Here is a 12,893-nt window from a genome sequence, read left to right as displayed (position 1 = left end):
ATTATTTGCCTCCTTCCCCAGAGTTCTTCTTAACTTTTACTGGAAGGACTTCACCACGATAAATCCATACCTTTACGCCAAGCTTACCATAAGTAGTATCAGCTTCAGCATGTGCATAATCTATATCTGCACGTAATGTATGAAGAGGGACAGTTCCTTCACTGTAGTGTTCTGCACGAGCGATATCAGCACCGCCGAGACGACCAGACACTTGTGTTTTAATTCCTTTTGCGCCAGAACGAATAGTACGTTGAATCGCTTGTTTCTGAGCACGACGGAATGATACACGACTTTCTAATTGACGAGCGATTGATTCTGCGACTAATCTCGCATCCAAATCAGCACGTTTGATTTCTACGATGTTGATGTGTACACGCTTGCCTGTAATCTCGTTAAGTTGCTTACGAAGTGTTTCTACTTCGGAACCACCTTTACCGATAACCATACCTGGCTTTGCAGTGTGGATTGTAATATTAACACGCTTAGCAGCACGCTCAATTTCAACCTTTGAAACAGATGCTTCTACAAGACGTTTTTCGATGTATTCACGGATCTTTAAGTCTTCATGTAGTAAGGACGCATAATCTTTTTCCGCGTACCATTTTGAGTCCCAGTCACGGATGACGCCTACACGTAGTCCATTAGGATGTACTTTTTGGCCCACTAATTACCCCTCCTTCTTTTCAGATACCACTAATGTGATGTGGCTTGTACGTTTGTTGATCGCACTTGCACGACCTTGTGCACGTGGACGGAAACGTTTCATTGTTGGTCCTTCATCTACGAATACTTCACTGACGATTAAGTTCTCAGTATCCATTTCGTAGTTATGTTCAGCGTTTGCAATTGCTGATTTCAATAATTTTTCCACGACTGGAGATGCCGCTTTAGGCGTAAGTCGTAGAATAGCCATAGCTTCACCTATATTCTTGCCGCGGATAAGATCAACGACCAAACGAACTTTGCGAGAAGCAATACGGACTGTGCGTACAGATGCTTTAGCTTGTTGCATCAGGATAACCTCCTCTCAAATTAGCGTTTTGTTTTCTTATCGTCGGCACCATGGCCTCGGTATGTGCGTGTAGGTACGAATTCACCTAGTTTGTGACCTACCATATCTTCTGTTACATAAACAGGAACATGTTTACGTCCATCATATACTGCAATCGTCAATCCGATGAAAGTCGGGAAGATTGTTGAACGGCGTGACCATGTTTTAATAACTTGTTTCTTTTCTGAGTCTTTTTGTGCGTCAACCTTTTTTAGTAAATGGTCATCTGCAAAAGGTCCTTTTTTCAAGCTGCGGCCCATTCTGGAACCTCCTTCCAAGTATGTACTACGGTCCATCTACTGAACCGCAGTGCAATAACATTATTTTTTACGACGGCGAACGATAAGTTTATCTGATTTATTGTTCTTCGAACGTGTCTTGAATCCAAGAGTTGGTTTACCCCAAGGAGTAACAGGACTTGGACGACCGATTGGTGTACGTCCTTCACCACCACCGTGTGGGTGATCGTTAGGGTTCATTACAGATCCACGAACAGATGGGCGTTTGCCTAACCAACGTGAACGACCTGCTTTACCAATGTTGATCAATTCGTGTTGTTCGTTACCAACTTGACCGATTGTAGCACGGCAAGTAGCAAGGATCATACGAACTTCACCTGATTGTAGACGAATGATGACGTATTTGCCTTCGCGTCCTAGTAGTTGAGCAGAAGTTCCTGCAGAACGAACTAATTGTCCGCCTTTGCCTGGCTTCATTTCAATGTTGTGAATCGTAGAACCCATAGGGATGTTCTCTAATGGTAGAGCATTTCCTACGCGGATATCCGCTTCAGGTCCTGAAATGATTGTGGAACCTACTGTCAATCCTTTAGGAGCAAGGATGTATTTCTTTTCTCCATCTGCATAATTGATTAATGCGATGTTTGCCGAACGGTTTGGATCGTATTCGATCGTAGCAACGCGTCCTGGAATGCCATCTTTCCGACGTTGGAAATCGATGACACGGTATTGGCGCTTATGTCCTCCACCTTGGTGACGAACTGTCATTCTACCTTGGTTGTTACGTCCGCCTTTACGCTTGACTGGTTCAAGCAATGATTTTTCTGGTTTGCTAGCTGTAATCTCAGCAAAATCAGAAGAAGTCATGTTACGACGTCCGTTGGAGGTAGCTTTGTACTTCTTAATCGCCATTTTGTGTTCCCTCCTTCATTTATTATGGGTTAATTACATTTCAAAAAGTTCGATATCTTTGGAATCAGTAGTTAGTGTAACAATTGCCTTACGACGCTTGTTTGTATAACCAGCATGTTTCCCCATACGCTTGAACTTACCTTTGTAGTTCATAACGTTAACTTTTTCAACTTTAACACCGAAGATTTCTTCAATAGCTTGTTTCACGTGAGTTTTGCTCGCGCGCGTATCAACTTCGAATGTATATTTTCTTAAGTCTTCCATTTGTTCAGAAGAATGCTCGGTAATGACCGGACGTTTCAGAATATCACGTGCTTCCATTAACCAAGCACCTCCTCGACTTTTTCTATTGCTGCTTTTGTCATTACAAGCTGGTCATGTCCGACTAGGTCTAGAACATTAATACCGTTCGCTGAAACGACGCTGATTCCTGGAATATTACGAGCAGACAATGCTACTGATTCTTCTAGGTCAGCTGTAACAAATAATGCTTTCTTAGTGATTGAAAGATCTTCAAGCACTTTTACAAAGCCCTTTGTTTTTGGTGCATCAAATGCTAAGTTTTCTAGAACGATTAGTTCTTCAGCTGCTACTTTCGTAGAAAGAGCGGATAGAAGAGCTAAACGACGAACTTTCTTAGGCATTTTATAGCTGTAACTACGTGGTGAAGGACCGAATACGATACCGCCTCCACGCCATTGTGGTGATCTGATTGAACCTTGACGAGCACGACCTGTACCCTTTTGACGCCATGGTTTACGACCGCCGCCTGCTACTTCCGCGCGAGTTTTAACCTTGTGGTTACCTTGGCGTAAAGAAGCTTGTTGTTGAACAATTGCTTCGAATAATACTGCTTCATTCGGCTCGATTCCAAAAATCGCATCGTTTAGTTCGATGTCGCCGACAGCAGAACCTGTTTGACTTACTACAGATACTTTAGGCATTCCTGTTTCCTCCTTTCTGTTTTACTCAGTTTCCTTTGATAGCACTTTTCACTTGTACAAGTGATTTACGAGCTCCAGGAACGTTACCTTTTACTAATAACAAGTTGCGCTCAGCGTCAACTCGAACGATTTCAACGTTTTGGATCGTTACTGTTTTGCCACCAGTACGTCCAGGTAATTTTTTTCCTTTGAATACGCGTTGTGCATCAACTGCTCCAAGTGAACCTGGTGCGCGATGGAAACGTGATCCGTGAGACATTGGTCCACGTGAGTAACCGTGGCGCTTAATGACACCTTGGAATCCTTTACCTTTTGAAACTCCTGTAATGTCTACTACTTCGCCTTCTGCGAATGTATCGACTTTGACTTCCTGACCAACTTCGTATGCACTAACGTCAGCTCCGCGAACTTCGCGAATGAAGCGCTTAGGTGCAGTGTTAGCTTTTGCTACATGGCCTTGTTCTGGCTTGTTTGAAAGCTTTTCACGTTTATCATCAAATCCTAGTTGGATTGACTCGTAGCCGTCTGTTTCAATTGTCTTCTTTTGAAGAACAACGTTTGGAGCAGCTTCAATCACTGTTACTGGGATTAGATCGCCGTTTTCAGCAAAAACTTGCGTCATTCCGACTTTTCTTCCTAAGATTCCTTTGGTCATTAGTCACACCTCCTGTAATATTGTTTGTTTTTATGTTTTATAGTTTAATTTCGATGTCGACGCCTGATGGTAAATCAAGCTTCATAAGTGCATCCACCGTTTGTGGCGTTGGATTCACGATATCGATTAAACGTTTGTGCGTACGCATTTCAAATTGCTCACGTGAATCTTTGTATACGTGAACAGCACGCAATACCGTGTAAACTGATCTTTCAGTTGGTAACGGAATTGGACCTGAAACACTAGCTCCAGAACGTTTAGCCGTTTCAACAATCTTTTCAGCTGACTGATCGATCATTCTGTGATCGTAAGCTTTCAATCTAATACGAATCTTTTGTTTTGCCATTATTTTCCCTCCCTTTCGCCTATTTTCTAGACAATTCTCCACGAAAATTTTCCTTACACGCGCCATGGCAAAGCGGCCGGGTGTATCGGTAACCTCTCGCTTCATCGCAGTCAAAGACCAACATTCAACATTATACATAATATAAAAGGATTGTGCAACCCTTTTGAAGAAATTAGTTTAACTTTTAATCCGTTTACTATACTACCAGCATTCTTCTTGATTTGCACGCGATTCGATGTGCACTTATAGAATCTATTTCTCATTCTATATCCGATTACATACTAACTTTAGTATCATCGAAAGCAAAAAAAAACCCGCCTCAAGGGCGGGATCAAAACAAATTATTTTGTGATTGTTGCTACAACGCCAGCTCCAACTGTACGTCCACCTTCACGGATTGAGAATTTAGTACCTTCTTCAATCGCGATAGGAGAAATAAGTTCAACTGTCATTTCAACGTTATCTCCAGGCATAACCATTTCTACGCCTTCAGGAAGTTGAATGATACCAGTTACATCAGTTGTACGGAAGTAGAACTGAGGACGGTAGTTTGAGAAGAATGGAGTATGACGTCCACCCTCTTCTTTTGATAGAACATAAACTTCAGATTTGAACTGAGTGTGTGGAGTGATTGTTCCTGGCTTAGCAAGAACTTGTCCACGTTCGATATCTTCACGTGATACACCACGAAGAAGAGCACCGATGTTGTCGCCTGCTTCTGCATAGTCAAGAAGTTTACGGAACATCTCTACACCAGTTACAGTAGTAGCTTTTGGTTCTTCAGCAAGACCGATGATGTCAACAACATCTCCGACTTTAACTACTCCACGCTCAACACGGCCAGTTGCAACTGTACCGCGACCTGTGATTGAGAATACGTCCTCAACAGGCATCATGAATGGCTTGTCAGTGTCACGAGTTGGTGTTGGAATATAGTCATCTACCGCTTGCATAAGTTCAAGGATTTTTTCTTCCCACTCTGGCTCTCCTTCAAGAGCTTTAAGAGCTGATCCTTTGATTACAGGAATATCATCACCAGGGAAGTCGTAATCAGAAAGAAGTTCACGGATTTCCATTTCTACTAATTCAAGTAGTTCTTCGTCATCTACCATGTCACATTTGTTCATGAAGACAACTAGGTAAGGAACACCTACTTGACGTGAAAGAAGGATGTGCTCACGTGTTTGTGGCATTGGACCATCAGCAGCAGATACTACTAAGATTCCGCCGTCCATTTGTGCAGCACCAGTGATCATGTTTTTAACGTAGTCAGCGTGACCTGGGCAGTCAACGTGTGCATAGTGACGCTTGTCAGTTTCGTACTCAACGTGTGAAGTACTGATTGTAATTCCACGCTCTTTTTCTTCAGGTGCGTTATCAACGTCAGCATATGACTTTGCTTCTCCACCTTGTGCTTTAGAAAGAACTGTTGCGATTGCAGCAGTCAAAGTTGTTTTACCATGGTCAACGTGACCAATTGTTCCTACGTTTGCGTGCTCCTTGGAGCGGTCGAATTTTTCTTTACCCATTTTAGAGGTCCTCCCTTTATTTAAAAAGATTAATTTTTATAATATGGATAGTCGAATGTATACCTTCGACTATCCATATCTTACAAGTATTGCTTAAAAGAAACAAGGATGAACTTTATTATTCACCTTTGTTTTTCTTGATTACTTCTTCAGCGATAGACTTTGGAAGTTCCTCATAGTGATCAAACACCATTGAGAATACTCCGCGTCCTTGCGTGTTTGAACGTAGAGATGTTGCATAACCAAACATTTCAGCAAGTGGAACCATCGCACGAACTACTTGTGCGTTACCACGAGCTTCCATACCTTCAACACGGCCACGGCGTGATGTAATATCACCCATGATATCGCCCATGTATTCTTCCGGAATGATTACTTCTACTCTCATTGTCGGTTCAAGAATTACAGGATTACATTTTGATGCAGCATTTTTCAAAGCCATTGATGCAGCAATCTTAAATGCCATCTCGTTGGAGTCGACGTCATGGTAAGATCCGTCATACAGGCGTGCTTTGACATCGATTAATGGATATCCAGCTAAAATACCGTTATCTAATGAATCACGAATTCCCGCTTCAACTGCTGGGATATATTCACGAGGAACAGAACCACCAACAACATTATTCACGAACTCGAATCCTTTTCCTTCTTCGTTTGGACCAAATTCGATCCATACGTGACCAAACTGTCCACGTCCACCTGATTGACGAACGAATTTACCTTCGACTTCAGCTGACTGACGGAATGTTTCGCGGTAAGAAACTTGTGGTGCACCCACGTTTGCTTCCACTTTAAATTCACGACGTAGACGGTCGACGATAATATCCAAGTGAAGTTCACCCATACCTGCGATGATAACTTCTCCTGTTTCTTGATCTGTGTGCGCACGGAATGTTGGATCTTCTTCTTGTAGCTTACCAAGAGCTTGACCCATTTTATCCTGATCCGCCTTTGTTTTCGGTTCAATCGCTACAGAGATTACCGGTTCAGGGAATACCATTGATTCAAGAATGATCAATGATTTCTCGTCACATAGTGTGTCTCCAGTAGTTGTATCTTTCAAACCAACAGCAGCAGCAATTTCACCCGCGTGTACTTCAGAAATCTCTTCACGGCTGTTTGCGTGCATTTGTAGAATACGTCCTACGCGCTCACGCTTACCTTTTGTAGAGTTTGCTACGTAAGAACCTGCTTGAAGAACACCAGAGTATATACGGAAGAATGTAAGTTTACCTACATAAGGATCCGTCATAACTTTAAACGCCAATGCTGAGAAAGGTGCTTCATCAGTTGATTCACGCACTTCCTCTTCTTCAGTCTCAGGGTTGAAGCCCATCATTGGTGGTACATCAAGTGGTGATGGTAGGTAGTCTACTACCGCATCCAGTACTAGTTGTACACCTTTGTTTTTGAAAGCAGTTCCACAAACTACAGGATAGAATTCAACTGCCAACGTAGCTTTACGAATAGCTGTTGTAAGTTCTTCTATTGTAAGTTCTTCACCGCCAAGATATTTTTCCATAAGATCTTCATCGAAATCTACAACAGCTTCGATTAGGCTCTCACGATATTTTTTAGCTAGTTCAAGATGTTCAGCAGGAATTTCTTCCACTGTCGTATCTGTTCCTAGATCATTTGGATACATAGTTGCCTTCATTTCGATTAAGTCAATAATTCCTGAGAAGTTATCTTCCGCACCGATCGGCAATTGAATAGGATGTGCATTCGCTTGTAGGCGATCACGTAGTGTTCCTACAGAATAAAGGAAGTCAGCACCCGTCTTATCCATTTTGTTTACGAATACAAGACGTGGTACTTTGTAGTTTGTCGCTTGACGCCAAACTGTCTCTGTTTGTGGTTCAACACCTGATTGAGCATCAAGTACCGCTACAGCACCATCCAATACGCGAAGTGAACGTTCAACTTCAACTGTGAAGTCTACGTGCCCCGGTGTATCGATGATATTTACGCGGTGACCTTTCCATGCTGCTGTTGTTGCAGCGGAAGTAATCGTGATTCCACGTTCTTGCTCTTGCTCCATCCAGTCCATTTGTGATGCACCTTCGTGCGTTTCACCAATCTTGTGGATTTTACCTGTGTAAAAAAGGATCCGCTCAGTTGTCGTTGTCTTACCAGCGTCAATGTGAGCCATGATACCAATGTTACGAGTATTCTCTAGTGAGAACTCTCTAGCCATTTTGTAATCTCCTTCCGTTTCGGATTACTGCTATTGTTTATCCGACCTTACCAGCGATAGTGAGCGAATGCTCTGTTGGCTTCAGCCATTTTATGCATTTCTTCACGGCGTTTAACAGAAGCACCTGTGTTATTTGATGCATCAAGAATTTCATTCGCTAGACGTTCTTCCATTGTTTTTTCTCCACGTGTACGTGAATAGTTTACAAGGTAACGAAGACCTAGAGTCGAACGACGTTCAGGGCGTACTTCAACCGGCACTTGATAGTTAGCTCCACCTACGCGGCGAGCGCGCACTTCAAGAACTGGCATTACATTATTTAAAGCTGCTTCGAATACTTCGATTGGCTCTTGTCCAGAACGTTCTTTAACAATTTCGAACGCTCCATAAAGAATCTTTTGAGAAGTACCTTTTTTACCGTCTACCATCATTTTGTTGATAAGGCGGCTTACAAGCTTGGAATTATAAATCGGATCAGGTAGTACATCACGTTTTGTTACTGGACCTTTACGAGGCATAATTAGTTCCTCCTTTCAATATGGTTAGTTTTGTCTTACTTCTTAACTTTGGGCTTTTTAGCTCCATACATTGAACGGCTTTGCATACGGCCAGTAACTCCAGCTGTATCAAGTGCCCCACGTACGATATGGTAACGAACACCCGGTAAATCTTTTACGCGTCCTCCGCGGATTAGTACCACACTGTGTTCTTGCAAGTTGTGGCCTTCACCTGGAATATATGCGTTTACTTCCAATGTATTAGTTAAACGAACACGAGCATACTTACGTAGCGCCGAGTTTGGCTTCTTAGGAGTCATAGTACCAACACGTGTACAAACACCTCTTTTTTGTGGTGAGTTCACGTTTGTCATAGACTTTTTAAAGCTGTTATAGCTTTTTCCTAGAGCCGGAGACTTAGAATTTTCCGTTTTCGATTTACGAGGTTTACGGACTAATTGATTAATTGTAGGCATCAGGTTGTTCCTCCTTCCGAGCTTTTTATAATACCACACACCCAGGTGGTTCATTTTTGAGTAAAAACAAAGTTTTTGTGCGTGCACACACAAAAACGGGTGACAGTAACTCCAGAGATCTCTGCTTACTGTTATTTTATAATGATGATTGCTTATCGCCTTGCACTTATTCGAAAGAACATTTTTCTTCCTGATAAGTTAACGGTCAACAACTATCAACCTTTTGTATATTATCATCTTCACAACGACTTGTCAACAAATTTAAGAAAATAAACGGGAACGATGTCCCGTTTATTTTTATTCAGCTGTAATAGTCTCTTCTACTTCATCATGTTGCATTTTTATTTGACGGTATCTCTGCATACCAGTACCTGCAGGAACCAATTTCCCAATAATAACGTTTTCTTTCAGACCTAGCAACTCATCTGTTTTACCTTTAATAGCTGCATCTGTAAGAACTCTAGTCGTTTCTTGGAATGATGCGGCTGACAAGAACGATTCCGTTTCAAGTGAAGCTTTCGTAATTCCAAGAATTACAGGACGTGAAGTAGCTGGAACTTTACCCGCTAACAACACCTTTTCGTTCGCTTCAGAAAATTGGTGGATGTCCAATAATGAACCTGGAAGAAGATCCGTGTCTCCTGCTTCGATAACTCGAACTTTACGAAGCATTTGACGTACCATCACTTCAACGTGCTTATCACCAATCTCTACACCTTGCATACGGTAAACTTTTTGAACTTCTTTCAACAGATACTCTTGTACAGTTGAAACGTCCTTTACTATGATCAATTGTTTAGGATCAATTGAACCTTCAGTAATAGTTTGTCCACGCTCAACCACATCGCCTACTTCTACGCTTAAACGCGCATTATACAACGTAGGATATTTACGTGTTTCTACTTCGCCTTCAATAGTGATTTCTTTTAACCCTTCACGGATTTCATCAATTTCAATAACCGTACCTGCAATTTCAGAAATAACCGCTACACCTTTCGGATTCCGGGATTCGAAAATCTCCTGAATACGTGGAAGACCTTGTGTAATATCATCTCCAGCAACTCCACCTGTGTGGAATGTACGCATCGTTAACTGCGTTCCTGGTTCTCCGATAGATTGTGCCGCAATGATTCCCACTGCTTCCCCTACTTCTACCGTCTCTCCAGTAGCCAAGTTGATACCGTAACATTTTTTACATACGCCATGTTTTGTATTACAAGTAAATGCAGAACGAATCGTCACTTCTTCGATACCGGCTTGAATTACTATGTTCGCTATGTCCGCAGTAATTAATCCGTTTTTCTCAAGAATGACTTCACCTGTTTCCGGATGTTTGATAGTCTTCTTCGTGTGTCGACCTTCAATACGCTCAAACAGTGTTTCGATCATTTCATTTCCTTCGGTTAATGCAGTAATCGCAAGACCGCGGTCTGTTCCGCAATCTTCTTCACGAACGATAACATCTTGCGCTACGTCTACGAGACGACGAGTCAAGTAACCTGAATCGGCAGTCTTCAGTGCTGTATCGGCAAGACCTTTACGTGCACCGTGTGTAGAGATAAAGTATTCGAGTACTGTTAGCCCCTCACGGAAGGAAGATTTGATCGGAAGTTCGATAATCCGCCCAGCCGGGTTGGCCATTAGTCCACGCATACCAGCAAGTTGTGTGAAGTTTGATGCGTTACCACGGGCTCCGGAGTCACTCATCATAAAGATCGGGTTTTCAATATCCAATGAATCCATTAGCTTATTCTGGATGATATCCTTCGCATGGCTCCAATAAGAGATGACACGATCATAGCGCTCTTCTTCGGTAATTAAACCACGTCGGAACTGCTGCGTGACTTTGTCAACTTTTTCTTGTGCTTCATGAAGAATCTCTGCTTTATTTGGCAAAACGACGATATCGGAAATACCGATCGTAATTCCAGCACGAGTAGAATATTTAAATCCTAGGTTTTTCATTCTATCCAACATTCTAGAAGTTTCTGTAATGTGGAAGCGTCGGAAGATTTCCGCGATAATTTCCCCAAGGATTGCTTTTTTGAATGGCGTGATCAGTTCTGCTTCTTGCAAATGTTCCTTAACATTCACTGTTCCGTCGATGAAATACTTTTCAGGTGTTTCTACCTGTAAGTTTTGATTCGTCGGTTCGTTAATGTACGGGAACGATTCCGGTAGAATCTCATTGAAAATGATTTTACCTACAGTCGTTAACAATAGCTGACTATTTTGCTTATCCGTAAACGTTGGATTGTTAATACTGCCAGCCTGAACTGCGATGCGGGAATGTAAGTGAACGTGTCCTGTTTGATAGGCGATTAACGCTTCATTCGGATCACTGAACACAGAACCTTCTCCAGCTGCATTTTTACGCTCGACTGTTAAGTAATAGTTACCAAGAACCATATCCTGTGAAGGAGTTACAACTGGTTTTCCGTCTTTCGGATTCAAAATGTTTTGGGCAGCTAACATCAATAAACGCGCTTCAGCTTGAGCTTCAGCAGATAGCGGTACGTGAACAGCCATTTGGTCACCATCGAAGTCAGCGTTGTAAGCTGTACATACTAGAGGGTGTAATGTAATTGCGCGCCCTTCGACCAGTATCGGTTCAAACGCTTGAATCCCTAGACGGTGAAGCGTTGGTGCTCGGTTAAGAAGCACTGGATGTTCTTTGATGACATCTTCCAATACATCCCACACTTCGGAATGAAGACGTTCAATTTTACGTTTCGCACTCTTGATGTTATGCGCCAAATTGCGTTCTACTAATTCTTTCATAACGAACGGCTTAAATAGCTCAATCGCCATTTCTTTTGGCAGACCGCATTGGTACATTTTCAAGTTAGGGCCTACTACGATAACCGAACGACCAGAATAGTCTACACGTTTACCAAGTAAGTTCTGGCGGAAACGTCCTTGCTTACCTTTCAGCATGTGAGAAAGTGATTTCAATGGACGGTTGCCTGGACCCGTTACAGGTCTTCCACGACGGCCATTATCTACTAGTGCATCTACTGCTTCTTGAAGCATCCGCTTCTCATTCTGAACGATAATACCAGGCGCTCCTAAATCCAATAGACGCTTCAGACGATTGTTCCGGTTAATAACCCTACGGTAAAGATCATTCAAGTCAGATGTTGCAAAACGCCCTCCGTCTAGCTGTACCATAGGACGTAATTCAGGAGGGATAACAGGAAGTACTTCCAATACCATCCATTCCGGACGATTTCCAGAGTTACGGAAAGATTCCACGACTTCCAGACGTCGGATTGCGCGTGTACGACGCTGACCTTGTACTGTTTTCAACTCTTCTTTCAATGAATCTGTTTCTTTATCCAAGTCGATTGCACGAAGTAGCTGCTCGATTGCTTCTGCTCCCATTGCAGCTTGGAATTTAGAACCATATTTTTCACGGTACAAACGGTACTCTTTTTCAGAAAGCAGCTGTTTACGCTCAAGTGGCGTATCCGCCGGTTCGACAACTACGTAAGATGCAAAGTAGATAATCTCTTCCAATGCACGTGGTGTCATATCCAGAATCAAGCCCATACGGCTAGGAATTCCTTTGAAGTACCAAATATGTGTGACAGGTGCCGCAAGCTCGATGTGACCCATTCGTTCGCGACGTACTTTTTGACGCGTTACCTCTACGCCACAACGATCACAGACAACGCCCTTATAACGAACCCGTTTATATTTACCACAGTGACATTCCCAATCTTTCGTTGGGCCGAAGATTCTCTCACAGAATAATCCGTCTTTCTCTGGCTTTAGTGTACGGTAATTGATCGTTTCAGGTTTTTTCACTTCTCCATACGACCAAGAGCGAATCTTGTCAGGTGAAGCAAGGCCAATTTTCATATACTCAAAATTATTAACATCTATCAAGGAGCCAACCTCCCTTTAGTCTAATCGCCATAACGGCTTATCAGTCAACTTAACTTGTAATAGTACATTCACGTAAGACATTCTTCTTACTGAATAAAATAGAAGAGGGTGCTCGAAGCCCTCTTCTATTCGTTTTTGTTTGGTTTATTTACATTT

The 12,893-nt window shown here is 42.4% G+C and carries 13 protein-coding genes; all 13 read right to left on the bottom strand.

What is annotated here, in order from left to right; translation table 11 throughout:
• Position 1 precedes the first annotated feature (1 nt).
• The 13 genes from rpsC to rpoC all read right to left on the bottom strand — a co-directional run bounded on the left by rpsC (position 2) and on the right by rpoC (position 12,737).
• The gene (gene rpsC / locus CSV70_RS03165; RefSeq protein WP_085132010.1) at positions 2 to 664 is read right to left on the bottom strand and encodes a 30S ribosomal protein S3; all 663 of its coding nucleotides are present in this window, start codon (positions 662 to 664) and stop codon (positions 2 to 4) included.
• A gap of 3 nt (positions 665 to 667) precedes the next feature.
• On the bottom strand, positions 668 to 1,012 hold the full coding sequence (gene rplV, locus CSV70_RS03160) for a 50S ribosomal protein L22 (protein WP_037561627.1): 345 nt from the start codon (positions 1,010 to 1,012) through the stop codon (positions 668 to 670).
• Between the two features lie 20 nt (positions 1,013 to 1,032).
• Complete coding sequence (gene rpsS, locus CSV70_RS03155) at positions 1,033 to 1,311, bottom strand: 30S ribosomal protein S19 (protein WP_085132011.1); 279 nt, start codon at positions 1,309 to 1,311, stop codon at positions 1,033 to 1,035.
• A 60-nt stretch (positions 1,312 to 1,371) separates the two neighbouring features.
• Positions 1,372 to 2,202, bottom strand: a complete 831-nt coding sequence (gene rplB, locus CSV70_RS03150) for a 50S ribosomal protein L2 (RefSeq protein WP_085132012.1) — start codon at positions 2,200 to 2,202, stop codon at positions 1,372 to 1,374.
• A gap of 33 nt (positions 2,203 to 2,235) precedes the next feature.
• On the bottom strand, positions 2,236 to 2,523 hold the full coding sequence (gene rplW, locus CSV70_RS03145) for a 50S ribosomal protein L23 (RefSeq protein ID WP_099660802.1): 288 nt from the start codon (positions 2,521 to 2,523) through the stop codon (positions 2,236 to 2,238).
• Positions 2,523 to 3,146 (bottom strand): 50S ribosomal protein L4, encoded by a 624-nt coding sequence (gene rplD, locus CSV70_RS03140; protein WP_085132014.1) that lies wholly within the window; start codon positions 3,144 to 3,146, stop codon positions 2,523 to 2,525. Before rplD ends, rplW begins: the two co-directional genes overlap by 1 nt.
• A 25-nt stretch (positions 3,147 to 3,171) precedes the next feature.
• Positions 3,172 to 3,801 (bottom strand): 50S ribosomal protein L3, encoded by a 630-nt coding sequence (gene rplC, locus CSV70_RS03135; RefSeq protein ID WP_085132015.1) that lies wholly within the window; start codon positions 3,799 to 3,801, stop codon positions 3,172 to 3,174.
• A 37-nt stretch (positions 3,802 to 3,838) separates the two neighbouring features.
• Positions 3,839 to 4,147: a 30S ribosomal protein S10 gene (gene rpsJ / locus CSV70_RS03130; RefSeq protein ID WP_085427465.1), complete on the bottom strand. Its 309-nt coding sequence runs from the start codon at positions 4,145 to 4,147 to the stop codon at positions 3,839 to 3,841.
• Between the two features lie 341 nt (positions 4,148 to 4,488).
• Positions 4,489 to 5,676 carry an elongation factor Tu gene (gene tuf, locus CSV70_RS03125; protein ID WP_085132017.1) on the bottom strand — a complete coding sequence of 396 codons (1,188 nt, stop codon included), beginning with the start codon at positions 5,674 to 5,676 and terminating at the stop codon, positions 4,489 to 4,491.
• A 118-nt stretch (positions 5,677 to 5,794) separates the two neighbouring features.
• On the bottom strand, positions 5,795 to 7,873 hold the full coding sequence (gene fusA / locus CSV70_RS03120) for an elongation factor G (protein WP_085132018.1): 2,079 nt from the start codon (positions 7,871 to 7,873) through the stop codon (positions 5,795 to 5,797).
• 47 nt (positions 7,874 to 7,920) lie between these two features.
• Entirely contained in the window at positions 7,921 to 8,391 is a 471-nt protein-coding gene (rpsG, locus tag CSV70_RS03115; protein ID WP_029053281.1) for a 30S ribosomal protein S7, read from the bottom strand.
• A 35-nt stretch (positions 8,392 to 8,426) separates the two neighbouring features.
• On the bottom strand, positions 8,427 to 8,846 hold the full coding sequence (rpsL, locus tag CSV70_RS03110; protein ID WP_085132019.1) for a 30S ribosomal protein S12: 420 nt from the start codon (positions 8,844 to 8,846) through the stop codon (positions 8,427 to 8,429).
• Between the two features lie 297 nt (positions 8,847 to 9,143).
• On the bottom strand, positions 9,144 to 12,737 hold the full coding sequence (rpoC, locus tag CSV70_RS03105) for a DNA-directed RNA polymerase subunit beta' (RefSeq protein WP_099626724.1): 3,594 nt from the start codon (positions 12,735 to 12,737) through the stop codon (positions 9,144 to 9,146).
• Positions 12,738 to 12,893 lie beyond the last annotated feature (156 nt).

The organism is Sporosarcina sp. P25 (assembly GCF_002743235.1).
GTDB lineage: Bacteria > Bacillota > Bacilli > Bacillales_A > Planococcaceae > Sporosarcina > Sporosarcina ureae_B.
This window is presented reverse-complemented; position numbering and strand designations above follow the sequence as displayed.

Bases quoted from the DNA above. Each gene is read 5' to 3' on its own strand.
- rplV (WP_037561627.1), bottom strand. From the start codon at position 1,012: ATGCAACAAGCTAAAGCATCTGTACGCACAGTCCGTATTGCTTCTCGC.
- rpsS (WP_085132011.1), bottom strand. From the start codon at position 1,311: ATGGGCCGCAGCTTGAAAAAAGGACCTTTTGCAGATGACCATTTACTA.
- rplB (WP_085132012.1), bottom strand. From the start codon at position 2,202: ATGGCGATTAAGAAGTACAAAGCTACCTCCAACGGACGTCGTAACATG.
- rplW (WP_099660802.1), bottom strand. From the start codon at position 2,523: ATGGAAGCACGTGATATTCTGAAACGTCCGGTCATTACCGAGCATTCT.
- rplD (WP_085132014.1), bottom strand. From the start codon at position 3,146: ATGCCTAAAGTATCTGTAGTAAGTCAAACAGGTTCTGCTGTCGGCGAC.
- rplC (WP_085132015.1), bottom strand. From the start codon at position 3,801: ATGACCAAAGGAATCTTAGGAAGAAAAGTCGGAATGACGCAAGTTTTT.
- rpsJ (WP_085427465.1), bottom strand. From the start codon at position 4,147: ATGGCAAAACAAAAGATTCGTATTAGATTGAAAGCTTACGATCACAGA.
- tuf (WP_085132017.1), bottom strand. From the start codon at position 5,676: ATGGGTAAAGAAAAATTCGACCGCTCCAAGGAGCACGCAAACGTAGGA.
- fusA (WP_085132018.1), bottom strand. From the start codon at position 7,873: ATGGCTAGAGAGTTCTCACTAGAGAATACTCGTAACATTGGTATCATG.
- rpsG (WP_029053281.1), bottom strand. From the start codon at position 8,391: ATGCCTCGTAAAGGTCCAGTAACAAAACGTGATGTACTACCTGATCCG.
- rpsL (WP_085132019.1), bottom strand. From the start codon at position 8,846: ATGCCTACAATTAATCAATTAGTCCGTAAACCTCGTAAATCGAAAACG.